The sequence below is a fragment of the Flavobacterium sp. PL02 genome, from assembly GCF_035013205.1.
Lineage (GTDB): Bacteria > Bacteroidota > Bacteroidia > Flavobacteriales > Flavobacteriaceae > Flavobacterium.
On the sequence record NZ_JAYGJP010000003.1, the window covers coordinates 257,691 to 278,034 of the forward strand.

Sequence of the window (20,344 nt, forward strand, 5' to 3'; positions counted from 1 at the left end):
ATGAAACAAATTATAATTCTGACCATTTATTTATTGTGCAATACAGTTGCATTAAAAGCGCAAAGTGCCGATATTAAACAGATTGAGAAGGGTATAAAACTCCAAGCGATGGGAGGACAATATCAAAAAAAATCGGTAGACCTGAATAATGATGGGCAAACTGATATTATATATACTTACCAATGTGGAGAACCTAAATGTGTAGAAGTGTATGTAAATATAGGTGGCACATATAAAAAAGTGATAAGCGAACCATTCGGAAATAGCAAGTTGGATGAAACCACAAGCAAAAAACAATTGCAAATGATATTATATCATTGCTGCGGTGAAAGTCCCTATGAGTCCAGACGTTTATTTGGTTTTGGTAAAAATGGGGCGTTACTAGAAGAGAACTATGTATTAACAAATGATGAATATGTAGAAGAAAAGAATGCCATGTTGCTTCCGATTGTTTATTTAGCGACACCACGTTTTGTAAGCAATACTATAGATAATTATAACGTACGTTATTCTCCAACAATAAAAGAAACAGGCAAAAAAGGGGTTGACGATTTTGTTTTTACCTGTGAGGAAGGCACAAATATTATAGCAAAATTAAAACAAAAGTCAACTATTAAAGTACTTGCAGAGAAAGTCGAAGCGGTGCGTACCTGGCTTTTTGTAGAAATAGAAAAGAGTGCCATTGCTGGGGAATGTAATCCTGTTAATTTTGACTTTAAAGACCAAAAATTGCGAGGATGGATAAGTGGTAAATTTACTGAGAACATTGCCAAGAAATAAATTGCAATTTTATTAATGCATAAAATAAGGAACTTTATCTGCATTGGTAAATACTAAGTTTTTAAACCTTTTTAAAGAATAATAGACCAAATACAATCAAAATAAATACTAAGCAACAGAAAAACAATGATAATGAGTGAACTAAAAAAAGAAAATGAAATTTGGGGGCAATGGATCACAATTGACAATTACCGAAACTATCCTGCATTAGTAAATATGTTGGCTGATTTTGTTGGTGACAATATTTTGGGATTTGTTTATATTGACCATGTGGCAGGAACAACATTAGAGGTCGTAAAGCTATTTAACAATGTTGATGGCAAAATTGTATTTACTGACTCCCCGTATGATAAGGAAATTAGAGTTATCATACGACACGCTCAATTTTCAGAAACTCTTTATCAAGTAATACAAGACAATTTTTTAGGAGATTATGAATTCGTTAAACCATTGTACATCGAAAGTTACGATAGAGATGATTTAACTGAATTTCGAAGAGATGTAAATCTTGATCCTTTTAGGGCTGAAGGTTTTCCTGACGATATAAAAATATTATTATTATCAAAAGATAATGATACAACACCCGAATTGGTTTGGGGTCGTATTGTAAAATATAATCATTTAAATAAAAACGGATTATGCCAGCTAATGGTTCAGCCAAATCAAGATTTTGGAATAAACAAGAATGAAGGACTAGGTTTTGTAATGACAGAAGTTGAGGATGAAGTATGGATTGTTGGTATAATAATCGATAAAAAAGTAAAAGTTGAAAGTAAACCATGGTGGAAGATTTGGTAAGACATTCCTAAGAATTATTTACAAAATCAGTACTAAAACAATGTAAGATTAGCTGCTTTCATAAAAAAACAAAAGAGCCACAATTTGTGGCTCTTTAAATTTATAATAAGTAAATATCTCTATGTTTCTTTTACAGTAATAATCTTTACAGGACAAGCTTTCGCTGCTAGTTCGCAACTTTCAACAATCGCATGATTAGGTGATTTTAGAGTAAAAAAACCTTTTGCATTCTGCGAATGAAGCAATACTGATTTTCCGTCTTTTTTTGACATCTGAAAATGTACTGGATCCATTTCGACGCAATAATTACAGCCAATGCATTTGTCTCTTTGTAAAGTAATAATAACCATTACGCCTCTACAATTTTATATAACTTATCAGACATTCTGATTCTGAAAGGTAATTTGAAGGTACAATCATCTCCTTTTGTAGCTTTATCGGCTACAATGTCGTTTACATACATTTCTTCTATTACCATTTCCTGAGCTCCGGTACTTGGACCAGTTACAAGAATTCTGTCTCCAACCTTAATATCGTAAGCTTCTATTTTAAACTGTCCAACGTCAACTTTAGGGAAGTAATGTGTTCCTTTACCCACATACACTTTCTTTTGGGTTGCTGCAGATCCAGGAATATCACTCCATTCTCCTAATTCTTGCCCAAGATAATATCCTGACCAAAAACCACGATTGTAAACGGTGTTCAACGCTTCCATCCAAACAGCGATTTTTTCTTTAGAGAAAGTTTTATCGTAGTAAGAATCTATGGCTTCACGATAGGTTTTTATTACCGTTGCCACATATTCGGGAGCACGACCACGGCCTTCTATTTTAAGAACCTGAATTCCAGAATCGATTACCTGATCAAGAAAATCTAGCGTACACAAATCTTTTGGGGACATAAGATATTCATTATCAACTTCGATTTCAAAACCTGTTTCCTGATCTATAACAGTATATTTTTTACGACAGTTTTGCTTGCAAGCACCACGATTTGCCGATGAGTTATGAGAATGTAAACTCAAATAGCATTTTCCAGAAACAGCCATACATAAAGCACCATGTCCGAAAATTTCGATTTCGACTAAATTTCCGTTTGGTCCTTTTATTTGCTCTTTCTCAATCTGTTCTGTGATACTTTTTACTTGGCGTAAGCTTAATTCACGACTTAAAACCATTGTATCTGCAAACAAGCTGTAGAATTTTATGGTTTCGATATTAGTTACATTCAATTGAGTTGAAATATGTACTTCCATACCAATTGTTCTTGCCATTGCAATTACGGCTTGGTCAGATGCGATTACGGCTGTGATATTGGCTTCTTTGGCTTTGTTAAGCAATGTTTTTACAACCGATAAATCGTGGTCGTAAATAATCGTGTTCAAAGTAAGATAGCTTCGTACATTTTTGGTAGCACAACGATTGGCAATTTCTTGCAAATCATCCATAGTGAAATTCACGGTTGAGCGTGCTCTCATGTTGAGTTGTTCTACACCAAAATAAATAGAATCGGCACCATTATCTAGTGCAGCCTGAAGTGACTCAAAGCTCCCTGCAGGAGCCATAAGTTCAATTTTATTATTTGTTGTCATGATGTTAGTCTAAAATTTTATAGATTTTATCCGACAACCTAATTCTGAATGGAACTTCAAAAGTAACTCTATCGCCAATTTTAGCGGTAGTAGCGGCTATTTCGTTAACAATCATTTTTTCTAAAACCAATTCCTGATTTCCTGTAGTTGGTCCAGAGATTAAGATTGTATCACCAGCATTCAACTCTTGATTTTCGATAGTAAAAAGACCAACTTGAGCTTTTACATAATAATGCTCTGCTTTACCAAGAAGTACTTTTTTTACTTTTATTTTTTGGCGAATATCTGCTTGCTTTTGCTTTGCCAATTCGCTAACGCTCGAGTCAACTGTACCTAAAGCGGCATTTGGTAGTTCTCCGGAATGTTTGAATTTCAAACTATCCGATTTTCCTTTTCTAAAAACCTTATTTCCAACTTGTTTTCCAGTTCTTAATCGCACCTGATCAACTAGTGGCATGTGTATAATGTCTAGACATTCTGTAGAGCAACAGTTTTCCATTGCAGTTTTACAATCATCACACTGAATAAACAATAAATGACATCCGTCATTCTCGCAATTGGTGTGATTGTCGCAAGGTTTCCCACATTGGTGGCATTGCGAAATGATATCTTCGGTGATTCTTTCGCCTAGACGATTATCAAATACAAAGTTTTTTCCAATGAATTTACTTTCTAAACCCTCAGCTTCAATTTGTTTGGCGTAATTAATAATTCCACCTTCTAATTGATACACATTTTTAAAACCTTGATGCTTAAAATAAGCACTGGCTTTCTCACAACGAATTCCACCTGTACAATACATTACCAGGTTTTTATCCTCTTTATGATTCTTAAGTTGATCGTTAATTATTGGTAAACTCTCTCTAAAAGTTTCTACATCAGGAGTAATTGCTCCTTTAAAATGTCCCACTTCACTTTCGTAGTGATTTCTAAAATCAACAACAATAGTATTTGGGTCATCAAGGATTTCATTGAATGCTGCGGCTTTCAGGTGAACGCCTATATCAGTTACATCAAAAGTTTCGTCGTTTAAACCGTCAGCGACAATTTTGTGACGAACTTTAATGGTAAGTTTTAAAAAGGAATGGTCATCATGTTCTACAGCTTCATTCAATCGTATGCCTTTCATGAAATCATAGACTTCAAGAGTTTCTCTAAAAGCCTCCAAATTTTCGGCAGGAATACTCATCTGAGCATTTATACCTTCGTTGGCAACGTAAATTCGGCCTAAAGCATCAAGCTTATTCCAGGCTACAAATAAATCATCGCGAAATTTTTTAGGATCTTGAATTTTGGCATACGCATAGAAAGACAACGTTAGTCGTTGTTTACCGGCATCATCAATCATGATGGCTCTTTCTTCTGCGCTCAAAGTGTTATACAGTTGCATGCTATAAACAGTTTTAAGTTAAGAAATTATTTTTTTGAAAGTGCAAAAGTAAGGAAAAAGGTTCAAAGTTGCAAAGGCTTGAAGTAACAAAGGTTCTGAGATACTAAGTTACCAAGGTTTTAAGTTTTTAAACGGGACTTAACAAAAACAAAAAAGCACTAAATTAATAGTGCTTTTTAAATCTTTGTACCTCTGTACCTTAATACTTCTTTGAACCTAATTAACAGAACTCATTAAAAGCATCTTGTAAATTCTCAGCAATTAATTCAGCTGGGCGACCTTCGATATGGTGACGCTCTAACATGTGAACTAATTCTCCGTTTTTAAACAAAGCCATACTTGGCGATGATGGAGGGAAAGGGAACATATGTTGTCTTGCTGCATCTACAGCTTCTTTATCAACACCTGCAAAAACAGTAATTAAGTGGTCTGGTTTTTTAGCACCATCTAAACTCATTTTTGCTCCTGGACGTGCGTTTCTTGCTGCACAACCACATACAGAGTTTACAACTACTAATGTTGTTCCTTCTGATTTGATTGCGTTATCAACTTCTGCTGCACTATGTAAATCTTGAAAACCTGCTGATGTTAATTCAGCTTGCATTGGTTTTACCATTTCTTCTGGATACATATTTTTTATTTTTTAGTTTAACTTTAAGAATTGCAAAGTTACAAAGTTTAAAAACAAGAACTTTAATTCCGGTATAAAGTTTTGTTATAGTTTAGTGTTTGTTTTTAAATCAAATCATATAGTATAACATTATTCGGAATTTCCCTTATTTTGTGGGTTTACAGATAGATAAGATAAAGTTGCGATTTTATTTTTTATCAGGAAATTGATAATTGTATTGTTTCAACCGACCATTTGTACTTTCTGTTTTATGTTTAGTTGTTAAAATGGTTGACTTATTTTTCTCGGGAACTTCAAAGGTTGAAAGATAACTGCTTAGATATTTTTTGAGCATTTGTATGCTGTCAATTTCAACCGAGTAAACTATTCTTTTCCCTTCATTTTTTATCATTACAAGATTTGCTTTCTTTAACTCTAATAAATGTTTAGATATTGTTGATTGTGCCAACGGAATTAATTCGACGATTTCACCGCAAGTTCTATTGTTTTTTTTCCAGAGCAGGGTCATAATCTGAATTCGCGTAGGATGTCCAAGTGCTTTGCAAATTTCTCCTACTACTTTTGTCTCGATATCAAAGTTTAAGTGTTTAGTAACTCCCATAAATTTGCCAATTAATTTACTATCGTTATTGTACGATTACATTAAATGTACATTAGTCTTAATTGTAAAGTTACAAAGTTTAAAAGTAAGAATTTTAATTCCTGAATAAAGTTTTTGTAATAGTTTAAAGTTTGTTTTTAAACCAAACACAATACTATATTTTCTTCTACTTTGTGGCTTTTCAATGGGAGAAATCAAGGATATCTACATTGCCTGTTTTATTATTTTATCAGGAAATTGATAGTTGTATTGTTTGAAATGGCTATTTCTACCTCTTGGTTTACGTTTAGTTGTTAAAACGGTAGCCTTGTTTTGTTCGGAAAGTTCGATGGTCGAAAGATAACTAGTCAAATACATTTTAAGCATTTGAATGTTTTCAACTTCAATAGAATAAATTGTTTTCTTTCCTTCGTTTGTTACAATTACAAGATTAGCTTTTTTTAATTCTAATAAATGTTTGGATATAGTTGATTGTGCCAGCGGAATTAATTCAACAATTTCACCACAAGTCCTGTTGTTTCTTTTCCATAACAAGGTCATAATTTGTATTCGCGTAGGATGTCCCAGTGCTTTACAAATTTTCCCTATTGCTTTAGTTTCTATATCAAAATTTAAGTGTTTAGTAACTCCCATAATTTCCCAATTTATTCATTATCGTGAATGAACGATTACATTAGATCTACATTATTATAGTAGATTTTCTTACTCCTTTTTTTCTCTTTACTTTGGTTTGTTCACTATTGCTAGAGGTCAAGCCTTAGTTTTCTTCAATAATGAATTGAACATTATTTAGAATTTGCAAAGCTAAATCCGAACAAGTCTTTCTAACCGCCTCAATAAAACCTTATAACAAAAGAATAAGACATATTTTAGCTGTAGAATAAACCTCAGTTCTCAAGGCATCCACTACTTTTTTCGATAAAATGATATTTTTGTAATTTCTATAGGAAAGTAGTCAGAGTATCAACTCAACAGATAAATCGAGAATTATTTTTGAGTCGTATTGGGGAAAAAAAATCTGCAAAGTAGAGACTTTGCAGATAGTAGAGTTTTGTTGGTTAACGATTATTTGGTAAACTTTACCTGATAGGGATAGGTTTCGTAAATAGTATTGTCCTCATTAAGCGTAAATCCTTTAGCAGCATCTTCTCTTGCCGAAGCTGCTAAGGTTGTGATTTCTTCTTTTGACTTACCTAATTTAAACAAACAAATTGCTTTGTAATATTTTGCATCCGAAAACTGTGGGTAAATCTTCAGAGCTTTATCAAAAATAGCAATTGCTTCATCCCATTTTTTGAGTTCATATTTGGCTATTCCTTGGTAAAAATAAGCGGTGGGATGTTCTAGCTGTTGTCTGTTTTTATAGATATCATTTACATAATCGTCAAAAAGTTTTTCTGCTTTATCATATTCGTTTAATTGTAAATAACAAAGTCCGATATAAAAACTATAAGGATGATCCATTCTATATCCGTTTCCATAAAGTTTAATAGATTCTTCTAAATCCTGAATCGCTTCTTTGTAGTTTTTTACGAAAATACATTTCATAAAACCTCTATATGGTAACCATTCTTGCTTATCATATAAAACAGCTTTGTCTAGAAATGGCATTCCAACTTCATATTTTTTACATTTAAAATAAGGCATTGCTTTTTGTTGCCACAAATAGGCTATTGTATTGTCTTTTTTTAAGCCTTCATCAATACAATTTTGCCACTCCGACATTTGAAAAGTGTAATTGTATTTGTAAGCACAACTATCTAGAGATTGTTTAACGATAGCTTCCTGATCCTTATTTTTGGGCATTTGACCAAAGGAAAGAATTGTAGTAAAAAAACAGCAACCTAAAATAATGTTTCTCAAAAGGTAAGATTTAAAGTTAGAATTTATTTGAAAGAAAAATCACTCTAAATAACGCTTTTATAAATGGCAGTTTTGGGCACTTTAAAATAACTTTAACATCTTCGATTAAGTTAGTTTCTTCGTCTAAAAACTTAAAAATCAATGCAGAATTTCCTTTCTGAAACATATCCGAAAAAATAGAGCTTCCCAGTTCATTGTTTCTGTCAAGGATATCCAATAAAAGCAAATCATAAATCCAGAATTTACTTTTTTTATGAAATTTCCGAAAATCAGTTTGAGTTTTAAGAAATGATACTAATTGTGTTGACTTTTTATCAGACTTTTTAAAAGTGTATCCTGTACTTGCTTTGGTCCAACCACCAGCCGTACCGATATTCAGTACTCGATTGGTGTTTCTTTTCCAGAAAGGATAACAAGTCATCGGGATGCTTCCTTGTTCCTTTTCGATTATTTCATAATCCTGAATACCTAGGTTTTGGATATAGTTTTTAATCTCCGATTCGTATTCTTGCTTTTCTAAAAGGGAATGCGAAAACAAAGTATATTCAATCAAAGCTTCGGTTGAAGATGTTGGTAAAACATACATAAACCGCGTGTTTCCTTTTTGAGCAACCGAAAAATCCATGAAGGTAACTTGTTCCGAATTAAAAACAGCTTGGTTACTTTTGATAAACCATCCGATAAAATGCTGTTGTAAAACGGGATATTTTTGTTGACTTTCGACCAACGCTTTGTTGTAAATACTATTTAAAAGCTGGTTACAGGTGAAAGTATTTGTAGAAGTTGCGACAAAAACATGAGTTTCAAGTTCGTTAATGTCGGTTACTTTGTCGTTTAGGAAAGTGATGTTTTCTTGTTTTTCAATTAGTTTAAAAACAGAATTGTAAAAATCTAAACTACGGATTTGATTGTATTGGTAAGGCTTTAACTCTAAATCGCGTTTAAAGTTTTCATTGGCAAATAATGCCAAATCCCATTTTTTTGAAACAGCGCTTTCCCAAATTGATTCCTCTTTCTCCCAAAAACACCAAGTTCGATCATTGGTTTTCTTAGTGTCTTCATCAATTAGCAAAATAGATTTTCCGGTAAACTTCCCAGATAGGACCATTTTATAAACCGTCATCATTGCTGATAAACCAGTTCCTGTAAAAATGTAATCGTAATGCTTCATGTTGTGGGAAATCTATTTTTATCAAAAATAGGTAATTTTAGTTCGTTGGGTTTAATCGATGAAATAATTTAAAAACATGTAAGTGATTTAAGTAAATATAAGTTTTGCTTAAATGGACTTATATAGCTTATATGGTTAATCTTTTATTCCTTCAGCTTCTCCAAAATCACTTCAAAGTCTTTTGCATTGCGATAACTTGTATCTTGAAATATGATTTCATTTTCGGGATTTAGGACACAAACAATAGGATAAGTTATTTGATTGTTTACTGTACCTAACTGAATCGCCAATTCATTAACTCCACTTGAATTTCCGTTTGGCTTATAGTTGAAGGTTTGATTATTAAAACGGATTGTTCTTTTTTCTTCGGCATTAAAATCAACAAAATAGAATTCGTCGTTGAGTTGCGTTACTATTGTTTTGTTCTTGAAAGTCGAATTCTTCATCGCCTGACAATATTTACACCAATCGGTATGGATAAAAACAATGACTTTCCGTTTTTGGATTTGCTGTAAACTATCTATTTGCTCAAACGAATAGGAACTTAGTTGAGCAAAACCTGTTGAGGTAATTGATAAGAAGAAAAGAAATAGAATGAGCTTTTTCATTTGTTTTTTGCTAGTGATAAAGGGAACGCGGATAAAACGGATTCGCTCAGGCGAAAACGCGGATAAAAACGGATTTTTTTTATTGTTTTGAAATCCGTTTTTATCCGCGTCTTTACTTTTGTAAATCCGCGTCATCAGCGTTCCTTTTTAGATTATTCTATCAACCTTATTTATCTCAAGTTATATCGTAACCCAAAGAAACCTCGTATTCCTTGGTTTGGTCCGTAAACATAAGTCGTGTCAAATGTTAAACCGTATGGATTGCTTGGCGTTACAAGTACAGTTCCGTTTGGTGCGTATTCTACGTTTTTGTCAAATGGATCATTGGTTCTCGATATCAAAAACAGATTATTTCGCTTTGGTGTAAAGTTAAGTAGGTTTTTAATTCCTGCGTACAATTCAAAATTTCTCCAACCTGTATACGTAAACTGGATGTTTTGTAAGCTATACCAAGGCGAGTTTGGACTTCTTGGGTCGGTATCGCTTAATAATGGTAATTTCATCGGACTGTAAAGGTTTCCAGTATAGTCTATCGCTAAATCAATCGGATCAATTTTATACGAAATACTCCAAGTTGCAGTAAATTTCTCAGTTAGATATGGTCTTTGTCGAGTTCCATCTTCTACATTAGAAACATCCATAATCGTTGCGCCAGTTATTATTTTTAATCCATTAGTAAAGTTTACATCAATGTTTGTGCTAATTCCCTGGCTTATCGCATAACCATTAATATTGTCATAAATGATTTTGTTCGGATCTGTTACATAATCTGAAACGATCTTATTACTAAATCGGGTATAAAAGGCTGTAGTTTCTATTCCTACGAATGTTCCGCTCGGGAAGTATATTTTTTTGATGTAGTTTAAATTGGCATTAACCGATTTTTCGGGATTCAGATTGTTTGCAATAACAACTTCTCGCGAACCTGTTAAAGCGGCGTGATCTTCTGTAAATAAATTCACAACTCTATAACCCGTTCCGGCATTAAAGCGGAGGATATTATTGTCGTTGAATTTTAGTTTATAGGCAAATCTTGGAGTGATGATATTCCCGTGAATAGAGTTGTAATCGTATCGAAGCCCTAATAGGATTTTGTTTTTTTCGTTGAGCGTTATTTCGTCTTGCAAGAAAATACCAGGCAGCCATGTTTTCTCTGGGTTATTCTGTCCTTGCAATGATGTCGAAGTTGTATTGTCGTCGTAATAAGTGTAGCGAGAAGCAATCCCGGCAAGCAAATCGTTGCTTCCAATTTTCTTGTCCCAAGTAAGTTGAGCAAAACCTATTTTTTGGTTCGCAATATACGATGTAGTTCCGTAGCGGCTGTCTTGATAATGTACATTACCAGAAAAAGAGAATACCAGTTTTTCTTCAGTAGGTAACTGGTAACTTCCTATAAGTTCCCCACGTTTGGTGTAAATACTCTCACCGTAAATTTCGTCGCCACCACGATATTTTTTCTCCCAGCGTACATCACCTCCCCAACGGTCTTCGTACATTCCGCGTGCGGCAATAGTAAAAAGTCTATTTTCTTTTCTGTTAAAAGTCCATTTTTGAAATACTGAAATACGATCTTGTAAGGTAACATCGGTAAAACCATCATTGTCATTATCGATTCTCTGATTGTAGTTAAAATAGTTAACGCCTAATAATGCGGTTGCTTTTTTACCCACGTCAAATTTTACTCCCAAATCTACATTTGTTTCTAACCAACTTGTAGTAAAAACATCGGCAGAGAAAGTCGGTGCGTTGGCTGCGCTTTTGGTAATAATATTTATTAAACCACCCACAGCTTCACTTCCGTATAAAGAGGAGGCTGGACCTTTTACAATTTCGATTCTTTCGACCAGTGAATTCGGAATTCCAGACAAACCATAAACAGTCGATAAACTACTCACGATTGGCATTCCATCTATCATTACTGCTGTGTAAGGACCTTCTAGACCATTTATATGAATATCTCCTGTGTTACAAACGCCACAATTAAGTTGAGGTCGAACACCGTTTACGTTTTGCAAAGCTTCATAAATATTGGCGGTAGGATTTTTTTTGAAGAAAACCGGCGAATAAACTTCTACAGGAACGGCACTTTCTAATCTTTTTACTGCCTTTAAAGTTCCAGAAATGACTACTTCGTTTAGTTCATTTTCATCATTAGATAATTCAAAATCTAAAATTAGTGGTTGATTTTCTTTAACCGAAATGCTTTTGATTATAGTTTGCAAGCCAAGTGATGAAATCTGAATCTTATAATTTCCCGGCGGAATACTTTCTAATTTGTAATTTCCTAAACTATCGGTTTGGGTTTTATAATTTGTTTTTAATAATTGAATATTAGCTTGTGGGTTTTCTTGATTTTCAATTGATACTTTTCCTGAAATTGAACTAGTATTTTGTGAAAATGAAACCTGAAGTATTGAAAACAGTAGTATTGTAAATAAATATTTCATTTTATGTAAATTATATTTTAGACAAATCTAAAAATTATATTTGATAAACAAAATTCTAACGCTTAAAAATATATTTTTGCATTAAAAAAAGCGGTTCATTATTAAGAATGAACCGCTTACTATTCCAACCGCAAACCAAAACAATTGGAATTTACTACAACCCAAAATTATTAAAATGTAGTTTTTTGATTGTATCTATACAAAATCTTCCTCGATAAGTTCCTTGTTTATTAGCGCACCAGCTACAGATCCCGAAGAAACTGCCAAAGCTAGCGAACGACCAAATGTGCTATTGTCGCCTGCTGCATAAATGCCCGCAATAGTTGTTTTTTGGAAAGTATCGACCTTTATTAAGCCTTGTTCTGTTATTTCGCAACCTAATTCTTGTGGTAAAAGCGAATGTTGTTCAAAAGGAGGTTTGGCATAAAGCGCTTTTATAGCAGTTTTAGTTCCATCTTTAAAAACGATGCTCATTAACTTGCCTTCATTGTGTAGGAAATAATCAATCTCATTTTCTACAACAGCTACATTGTTTTTTTTAAGAATAGCAGTTTGCTCTTCCGTTAAGGTTGTTTTGCCATTTGTAAAAACGGTTAAGTCTTTTGTCCAGTTGGAAATCATTTTGGTAAATTCATATCCGATAGCTCCATTTGCAATAATGCCGGTTTTTTCATTTTTAACCTCATATCCGTGGCAATATGGGCAATGTAATATTGAAATTCCCCAGCATTCTGCAAATCCATTTATCTCTGGAAATATATCTTTTAGTCCTGTAGTGAAAAGTAATTTTCGGGAAGTAAATACATCTCCCTTTTCAGTTGCTATATCAAAACCATTTTTTGTCTTTAAAGCTTTAGTTGCTTTTGCGTTTAGAAAGGTTACCGTTGGATATTTTAATACTTGTTTTTTTGCTTTAGCATTAATATCCGAAGGTTTCTTGCCATCGTGCGTTATAAAATTATGTGAATACGGAGTTTGATGGTTGCAAGGTTTACCACTATCGATAATTAATACTTTTCGCAAGGAACGACCTAAAGCCATTGCTGCAGAAAAGCCTGCGTAGCTACCGCCTATAATTATAACATCATATTTATTATTGTCTATCATAGTTTTATATTTTGTGTTTATGAAGAAATTCGAGGTATAGGGAATGAATCTTTGTTTGAGAACGTGCCTTTTTGATAATCAATAATTTCATTTGGAGTGCAGAGGCATTTTTTAAGCGCTTTCAGTATTTTTTCTTCATTTATTTCTTGACCAATAAAAACAATCTCATTAAGTCTGTCACCGAAATCAGAAGTCCAGCGTTCTTCGATTATATCTTGAAATTCCACAAAATTATCAAACGTCATGCGCTCGACAAGTGGCATACTTGACCACCAAACACCAGCTCCTTCTGCTTTCATGGATCCACCAGCTTGACTCCAGTTAATGGCTTGGTCTGGGCGTGATGCTAGCCAAAATAATCCCTTACTGCGAATTATGTTAGGAGGAAAGTCAGATTTAATGAAATTCCAAAATCGGTGAGGATGAAAAGGTTTCTGGTCACGAAAGACAAAAGAATTTATTCCAAATTCTTCCGTTTCGGGTGTGTGTATTCCTTCTAACTCTCTAATCCATCCTGCAGATGATTCGGCTTCTTCAAAATTGAATAGCCCTGTGTTTATAATTTCGCTTGGGTTTACTTTTCCTAAAATAGATGTAAGTATTTTGGCAACGGGATTTAATTTCTTAATGGAAGCTTTCAGGAATTGCAGTGATTCAGGACTTATTAAATCTGTTTTGTTTAGAATAATAACATTGGCAAATTCTACTTGGTCAATCAAAAGATTTACTATAGTTCGGTTGTCATTTTCAATATCGGAAGCCTTTCGTTCTTGTAACGTTTCGGCTGAACCAAAATCTTTGAAGAAATTTAAACTATCTACCACTGTAACCATTGTATCGACATAGCTAAATCGTGACAGATCGATGTTTTTATCTTCATCCACAAAGGAGAACGTTTGTGCAACAGGAATGGGTTCGCTAATTCCGGTACTTTCGATAAGTAAATAATCAAAGCGATTTTCTCTTGCAAGTTTTTCGACTTCAATCATTAAATCTTCTCTCAAGGTACAGCAAATACAGCCATTGCTCATCTCTACCAGTTTTTCTTCTGTACGGGATAATGTATGTTCGTTTTTTACAAGTTGCGCATCAATATTCACCTCGCTCATGTCATTAACAATCACAGCTACCTTTAACCCTTCTTTGTTATGGAGAATATGGTTAAGCAAAGTTGTTTTGCCAGCTCCAAGAAATCCGCTTAATACTGTAACAGGGAGTTTTCTCATTGTTGTTATTTTTTATGACTTCTGTAATTTAAAAAATGTCCGATTATCATTCCGATTCCACCAATAAAAATCAAATAAGAATGTACGTCTAGTACTATTTCTATGAGAATACTTATAAAAATGAGGGTTAACGACAGAATAAGAATACTACTTACCAAAAGATTGGATTTCTTTATTATTTTTACAACAGCAAAGAATCCTATTGAAACAAATAATAAATCGATTAAGGGATTGTGACTAAGTCCTAAAGGAAGGATTGTAATGACAGGGAAAATTAAGCAATGTATCAGGCAAATAGATGCGCTCGAAATTCCTAATAAGTCCCAATTAAAGGTTGTTTTTGTTTTCATTATCTTGTATATTTGCTTAATGCAATAATGTTGCAAATATAGAAAATTATTTTAAATGCAACTATGTTGCGTTAATATTTTACATATGAAAGTTACCCGTAATACCGCGGCTAAGGGAGCCATTTTAGAATTAATTACTAATTCAGATTCGGCTTTGTCCCATTCAGAGATTCATAAACTTACTCAGGATTTATGTGATCGAGTTACTATTTATAGAATTTTAGACCGATTGGTGAATGAAGATGTTATTCATAAAATCGTGAATCTTGATGGCACTATTAAGTATGCCAAATGTCATCATGCAAACCATGTGCATATTCATAATCATGTACATTTTAGTTGTGAAAAATGCTTAAAGGTTACTTGTATGGAAAACGTACAGCCAAGCTATATAATCCCTCGTAATTACAAGGTCAATGATGTAAACTTTACTCTTTCGGGATTGTGTCCGAATTGTTTATAAAACTATTTAACATTTAGACAAGGCTAAAAAAAATATTTGAGCAATACTATTTTTGTATATATTTGCTTTAATAATTTTTATGAAATGTCTAAATCTCTCGAAGAAGTTAACCAATCGGTTCATACGCAAAATAAATCCTCTGTTTTTAGAAAAATATTAGCATTTTTTGGCCCGGCTTATTTGGTGAGTGTGGGTTATATGGACCCAGGAAACTGGGCGACTGATATTGCAGGAGGAAGTCAGTTTGGGTATGCTTTACTTTGGGTTTTGTTAATGAGTAATTTAATGGCTTTGTTATTGCAAAGTCTTAGTGCCCGATTAGGAATCGTAACCCAACGCGATTTGGCACAGGCTTCGCGAGAAACTTATTCTAAATTTATCAATTATATATTATATATTCTTGCCGAAGTAGCTATTGCAGCCTGCGATCTTGCTGAGGTTTTAGGAATGGCAATTGGTATTAATTTATTATTTGACATTCCGCTTATCGAAGGAGTTTTAATAACTGTTCTTGATACTTTCTTATTGCTATTTCTTATCAATAAAGGAATCCGAAAAATGGAAGCTTTTATCATTGTACTTGTTGCAATAATTGGTTTTTCTTTTGTTTTCGAAATGATTTTTGCTGAGCCTGAACTAGATAAAGTATTATACGGATTGATTCCATCTTTACCAAATTCTGCGGCACTATACATTGCCATCGGAATTATCGGAGCTACGGTAATGCCACACAATTTATACCTGCATTCCTCATTGGTGCAAACCAGAAAGTTTGACCGAAGTCCAGCAGGAATCAAGCAAGCATTAAAATATAATTTTATCGATTCTACAATTGCGCTTAATCTCGCGTTTTTTGTTAATGCAGCTATTTTGATTTTAGCCGCAGCAACTTTTCATCGTAACGGAATGTTTGAGGTAGCCGAGATTCAGGATGCACATAAGTTTTTAGAACCACTTTTAGGAACCAAGTGGGCGCCAATACTCTTTGCAGTTGCCTTAATTGCAGCAGGGCAAAGTTCTACAATAACTGGAACTCTAGCAGGGCAGATTGTTATGGAAGGGTATTTGAATCTTCGTATTCAGCCTTGGGTACGACGCATCATAACACGTTTAATAGCGATTGTTCCGGCTGTAATCGTAATCTTGATTTATGGCGAGAGCGTCACGGGCAAATTATTGATTCTAAGTCAGGTAATCCTGAGTTTGCAATTGGGGTTTGCTATTATTCCGTTAATTCATTTTGTGAGTGATAAAACCAAGATGAAGGGATTTCATATTAGCCGATTAACTCAGGTTACGGCATGGATAATTGCCTCAATCATTGTTTCGTTAAATGGGAAATTAGTTTTTGATGAAATAAGCGGTTGGTTAGCAGCTTCGGACAATCCTATTGTGCTTTGGATTACCGTTGTTCCTCTGGCAATTGCTTTTCTGGTCTTGTTACTTTACATCGTTGTGAAACCTTTTGTAGCCAAAGCAAAATCTAATATTCAGAATCATTCGCCTCATAATCTTAGCTTGCATTTTTCTGTAAAAGAAACCTATAGCAAAAAGAATATTGCGATTACGGTAGATTTCTCGAATGCCGATGAAGCTGCAATTAATAGCGCTTTTGAGTTGGGAGGAATAGATGCAAATTATACTTTAATTCACGTGGTCGAAACTGTTGGTGCACATATGTACGGTCAGAATGTAGATGATCATGAAACTACAATCGATGAAAAACTTTTGCTAGAATATAAAGAGATGCTCATGGCAAAAGGATTTAAGATTCATACCGAACTTGGATTTGGTAAACCAAACAATATCATTCCAATCATTGTAAACAAAGGGAATTTTGATATTCTTGTAATGGGAACTCATGGACATACCGGGTTTAAAGATTTGATTTTTGGTACGACAGTCGACAAATTGCGTCACAAAATTTCGATACCTTTGTTTATTGTTAAAAAAAGTAAGTAAGGTGCTGAGTTGCTAAGATTCTAAGGTTTTCTTTAGATTCTTGTAAAAACTCAGAACCTCATATTCTTAGAACCTTAGAACCTCAAAAAAATGACCTTCTCAGAAGAAAACTATCTTAAAGCTATTTATCATCTAACTACTTCTTCCGAAGCTGAGGTTAGTACGAATGCTATTGCCGAAATGATGGAAACAAAAGCCTCATCGGTAACAGATATGCTTAAAAAACTATCCGAAAAGGATTTAATAAATTATAAAAAATACCAAGGTGTTTCATTAACCGATAACGGGAAACTAGCGGCAAAGATGATTGTTCGTAAACACCGATTGTGGGAAGTGTTTTTGGTAGATAAACTTGATTTCTCTTGGGATGAAGTGCATGATATAGCCGAACAATTAGAGCATATTAAATCGGAACAATTAATCAATAAATTGGATGATTTTCTGGGTAATCCAACCGAAGATCCACATGGAGATCCAATTCCAGATGCGCACGGTCGAATCATCAAAGTCGAAAAGCAATTACTTTCAGAACTTGTAGAAAAACAGGTTGGTATTTGCGTAGGCGTAAAAGATACTTCATCGGAATTCTTGCAATATTTAGACAAACAAGAAATTGCTTTGGGTTCAAAAATCGAATGTGTATCGAAAGAAAGCTTCGATCAATCATTGAAAATCAAAGTAAACGATAAGGAATTGACGATTTCTAATAAAATTGCTTCGAATCTGTTTGTGAAGTTGGTTTAGGAGAGGTTCAAAGGAGCAGAGGGACAAAGGCGCAAAGGTTCTTTGAGAAAGGTACAGAGGTGCAGAGGTTCAAAGACGCAAAGGTTTTCTGTAGAGACGCACCGCAGTGCGTCTACGTAATATAGGTTTCCCATAATGTGATTGTATGTCAGGCAGAGTCGAAGCCCAATACGTCTTTCCCAAAAGTTATTGAGTATATATACTATTCCATAAAATAAAGCAACGCTAATGTTGTTATTCTAGTCTAGAACTGTATGTAGCTCGATTACAAAGATTTCAATTTAAATAAAAATTCAAAAGGTTCAAAGATTGTCGAGTTTATACATAAACCGAGCAACCTTTGAACCTTTGTTTCTTAGTACCTCAGAACCTTAGAGCTCTAGTGACATCCACAATCACTTCCTCCACAGTCATTTTTCTTTTTAGAAGATTTCCAGAAAAACTTACGAATTAAAAATGCTATAGAGATGAATAAAATTCCAAATGCTATTATTTCCTGTATCATGATACATTATTTTAGTAGTTGAAAAGCCAATAAGGCAGTTATGTATGCAAAGCCGGTCATTAATACAAGTTGGACCATTGGCCATTTCCATGAGTTTGTTTCTTTTTTGGTAATTGCAAGTGTACTTGCGCACTGTAATGCAAAGGCGTAAAAGAGTAATAATGAGATTCCTGATGCAAAATTAAAGATTTTTTCACCCGTTTGAGGATTGATTTCTTCTTTCATTTTACTTTTTATAGTCGCTTCATTATCGGTTCCACCCACACTGTAAATAGTTGCAAGTGTACCTACAAACACTTCTCGGGCTGCAAATGAACTTATGATTGCAATACCAATTTTCCAATCGTATCCTAATGGTGATATTATTGGTTCGATGGTTTTACCCATTAAACCGATATAAGAGTTTTCTATTTTTTGAGAGGCAACTGCTTCTTCATATTCAAAGTCATCTAGAGGCTTCTCTTTGTGTCTTTCGGTTACGATGGCTTCTGCATCGTTAAAGTTCTTTCCTGGTCCGTATGAGGCTAAAAACCATAAAATAACAGATATCGCCAAGATTATCTTTCCTGCTCCAAAAACGAATGCTTTAGTTTTTTCCACAACGTTAATGGCAACGTTCTTGAATAATGGCATTTTGTAGTTAGGCATTTCGACTACAAAATACGTTTTGGATTTTATTTTTAGTATTTTATTTAAGATGTAAGAAGAAAAAATTGCCATTCCGAAACCTAGAAGATACAATAACATCAATGTTAATCCTTGCATGTTAAGGAATCCAAAAATACGCTCGTCTGGAATTACCAATGAAATGATAATTGCATAAACAGGTAATCTAGCCGAACAGGTTGTAAATGGTGTTACTAAAATGGTGATTAATCGTTCTTTCCAGTTTTCGATATTACGAGTAGCCATAATTGCCGGAATTGCACAAGCAGTTCCTGAAATTAAAGGCACAACACTTTTTCCTGATAGTCCAAATTTGCGCATGATTTTATCCATAAGGAAAACCACTCGGCTCATATAACCACTTTCTTCAAGTATGGAAATAAAGAGGAATAAGAAGGCAATTTGCGGGATGAATATTAAGATTCCTCCAATTCCGGGGATAATTCCTTGAGATAATAAATCGGTTAAGATTCCGCTTGGTAATCTTTCAGCAGCTAGTGCGCTTAATGATGCAAACGTACTATCGATAAAGTCCATTGGTATGGTTGACCATTGGAATATTGATTGAAAGATGATAAACAAGATGGCAAAAAAGATGGCATAACCCCAAACTTTATGAGTTAATATACGGTCTAGTTTTGCACGGAAATCCTTAGCTACAGTATGGTCAACTTTTAAACCTTCTTTTAAAACATCATTTATAAATTGATATCTCTTGATGGTTTCTTTTTGTTGTAAACGTTTTAATTCAGAATGTGATTTGGTAAAGGTGCTTCTGATTTCGTTTCTGTCCAGATTCAAAAAGTTTACGTCTTGTGTAATTACCAACCACAGTTTGTATAACAACTGGTTTGGGAAAGCGTGTTGTAAACTCTTAAAATACTCTGGGTCAATAACCGATGCGTTTAAGCACGGTTCGTTCGGAATAGTTTTATAAGAAACAATCAAGTTTTTAAGCTCTTCGATTCCGTGACCTTTACGAGAACTTATTAAAGCAATTTTTGTTTTTAAATGTTCTTCAAGATATGGGATATCTAGAGTAATCCCTTTAGATTCCATTCTATCAGCCATATTAATAACTAATATTGTCGGAATTTCAAGATCTTTTATCTGAGTATAAAGAAGTAAATTTCTTTTTAAATTTTCAACATCTGTAACAACAAGTACTACATCTGGATATAATTTGTCGTTTTTGTTTAATAAAAGTTCAATTACCACATTCTCATCAATAGAGCTGGCATTTAAACTGTATGTTCCCGGTAAATCGAGAATATTGGCTTTAATGTTATTTGGTAATTTGCAAAATCCCATCTTTTTCTCAACAGTAATTCCCGGATAGTTTCCTACTTGTTGATTAAGACCTGTTAATTGATTAAAAACTGAAGTTTTTCCTGTATTTGGATTACCGATTAAGGCAACATTTATATTTTGAATACTCATT

Annotated in this window: 20 protein-coding genes; 5 read left to right on the plus strand and 15 right to left on the minus strand. The window is 33.9% G+C overall.

All coding sequences use genetic code 11. The annotated features are described in order from the left end of the window. Both SHI72_RS12110 and SHI72_RS12115 read left to right on the plus strand, forming a co-directional pair. The gene (locus SHI72_RS12110; RefSeq protein WP_323490104.1) at positions 1–780 is read left to right on the plus strand and encodes a hypothetical protein; all 780 of its coding nucleotides are present in this window, start codon (positions 1–3) and stop codon (positions 778–780) included. Positions 781–912: 132 nt separating this feature from the next. Further along, a complete protein-coding gene (locus SHI72_RS12115; RefSeq protein WP_323490105.1) occupies positions 913–1,578 on the plus strand; it encodes a hypothetical protein in 666 nt (221 codons plus the stop codon). Positions 1,579–1,697: 119 nt separating this feature from the next. Here SHI72_RS12115 and SHI72_RS12120 read toward each other — a convergent pair whose 3' ends face one another. From SHI72_RS12120 to SHI72_RS12180, 13 genes are all read right to left on the minus strand, one after another. Beyond that, a complete protein-coding gene (locus SHI72_RS12120; RefSeq protein WP_039118414.1) occupies positions 1,698–1,928 on the minus strand; it encodes a ferredoxin in 231 nt (76 codons plus the stop codon). Further along, a complete protein-coding gene (locus tag SHI72_RS12125; RefSeq protein WP_039113512.1) occupies positions 1,928–3,169 on the minus strand; it encodes a peptidase U32 family protein in 1,242 nt (413 codons plus the stop codon). The genes SHI72_RS12120 and SHI72_RS12125 overlap by 1 nt, the downstream gene beginning before the upstream one ends. A gap of 4 nt (positions 3,170–3,173) precedes the next feature. Continuing rightward, positions 3,174–4,559 (minus strand): rhodanese-related sulfurtransferase, encoded by a 1,386-nt coding sequence (locus tag SHI72_RS12130; RefSeq protein ID WP_323490106.1) that lies wholly within the window; start codon positions 4,557–4,559, stop codon positions 3,174–3,176. Between the two features lie 220 nt (positions 4,560–4,779). Continuing rightward, positions 4,780–5,190 carry a BrxA/BrxB family bacilliredoxin gene (locus SHI72_RS12135; protein ID WP_039113515.1) on the minus strand — a complete coding sequence of 137 codons (411 nt, stop codon included), beginning with the start codon at positions 5,188–5,190 and terminating at the stop codon, positions 4,780–4,782. A gap of 187 nt (positions 5,191–5,377) precedes the next feature. Then, complete coding sequence (locus SHI72_RS12140) at positions 5,378–5,791, minus strand: ArsR/SmtB family transcription factor (protein WP_052250035.1); 414 nt, start codon at positions 5,789–5,791, stop codon at positions 5,378–5,380. A 204-nt stretch (positions 5,792–5,995) separates the two neighbouring features. Further along, entirely contained in the window at positions 5,996–6,424 is a 429-nt protein-coding gene (locus tag SHI72_RS12145; protein WP_052250034.1) for an ArsR/SmtB family transcription factor, read from the minus strand. Positions 6,425–6,856: 432 nt separating this feature from the next. Next, on the minus strand, positions 6,857–7,654 hold the full coding sequence (locus tag SHI72_RS12150) for a tetratricopeptide repeat protein (protein ID WP_323490107.1): 798 nt from the start codon (positions 7,652–7,654) through the stop codon (positions 6,857–6,859). Between the two features lie 16 nt (positions 7,655–7,670). After that, positions 7,671–8,825, minus strand: a complete 1,155-nt coding sequence (locus SHI72_RS12155; protein WP_323490108.1) for a lycopene cyclase family protein — start codon at positions 8,823–8,825, stop codon at positions 7,671–7,673. A 143-nt stretch (positions 8,826–8,968) separates the two neighbouring features. Further along, entirely contained in the window at positions 8,969–9,433 is a 465-nt protein-coding gene (locus tag SHI72_RS12160) for a thioredoxin family protein (protein WP_323490109.1), read from the minus strand. Between the two features lie 170 nt (positions 9,434–9,603). Then, the gene (locus SHI72_RS12165; RefSeq protein ID WP_323490110.1) at positions 9,604–11,880 is read right to left on the minus strand and encodes a TonB-dependent receptor; all 2,277 of its coding nucleotides are present in this window, start codon (positions 11,878–11,880) and stop codon (positions 9,604–9,606) included. A 195-nt stretch (positions 11,881–12,075) separates the two neighbouring features. Beyond that, a complete protein-coding gene (locus tag SHI72_RS12170; protein ID WP_323490111.1) occupies positions 12,076–12,987 on the minus strand; it encodes an NAD(P)/FAD-dependent oxidoreductase in 912 nt (303 codons plus the stop codon). Between the two features lie 17 nt (positions 12,988–13,004). Continuing rightward, on the minus strand, positions 13,005–14,213 hold the full coding sequence (locus tag SHI72_RS12175) for a GTP-binding protein (protein ID WP_323490112.1): 1,209 nt from the start codon (positions 14,211–14,213) through the stop codon (positions 13,005–13,007). 5 nt (positions 14,214–14,218) lie between these two features. Further along, complete coding sequence (locus SHI72_RS12180; RefSeq protein WP_323490113.1) at positions 14,219–14,563, minus strand: MerC family mercury resistance protein; 345 nt, start codon at positions 14,561–14,563, stop codon at positions 14,219–14,221. Between the two features lie 85 nt (positions 14,564–14,648). On the opposite strand from SHI72_RS12180, the gene SHI72_RS12185 reads away from it, so the two are divergent. The 3 genes from SHI72_RS12185 to SHI72_RS12195 all read left to right on the plus strand — a co-directional run bounded on the left by SHI72_RS12185 (position 14,649) and on the right by SHI72_RS12195 (position 17,732). Then, entirely contained in the window at positions 14,649–15,026 is a 378-nt protein-coding gene (locus tag SHI72_RS12185) for a Fur family transcriptional regulator (protein ID WP_039113526.1), read from the plus strand. Between the two features lie 84 nt (positions 15,027–15,110). After that, positions 15,111–16,988 carry an Nramp family divalent metal transporter gene (locus SHI72_RS12190; RefSeq protein ID WP_323490114.1) on the plus strand — a complete coding sequence of 626 codons (1,878 nt, stop codon included), beginning with the start codon at positions 15,111–15,113 and terminating at the stop codon, positions 16,986–16,988. A gap of 90 nt (positions 16,989–17,078) precedes the next feature. Further along, complete coding sequence (locus tag SHI72_RS12195; RefSeq protein ID WP_039113528.1) at positions 17,079–17,732, plus strand: metal-dependent transcriptional regulator; 654 nt, start codon at positions 17,079–17,081, stop codon at positions 17,730–17,732. A 379-nt stretch (positions 17,733–18,111) separates the two neighbouring features. Here SHI72_RS12195 and SHI72_RS12200 read toward each other — a convergent pair whose 3' ends face one another. Further along, positions 18,112–18,237: a FeoB-associated Cys-rich membrane protein gene (locus tag SHI72_RS12200; RefSeq protein WP_323490115.1), complete on the minus strand. Its 126-nt coding sequence runs from the start codon at positions 18,235–18,237 to the stop codon at positions 18,112–18,114. 6 nt (positions 18,238–18,243) lie between these two features. After that, complete coding sequence (feoB, locus tag SHI72_RS12205) at positions 18,244–20,343, minus strand: ferrous iron transport protein B (protein ID WP_039118659.1); 2,100 nt, start codon at positions 20,341–20,343, stop codon at positions 18,244–18,246. Position 20,344 lies beyond the last annotated feature (1 nt).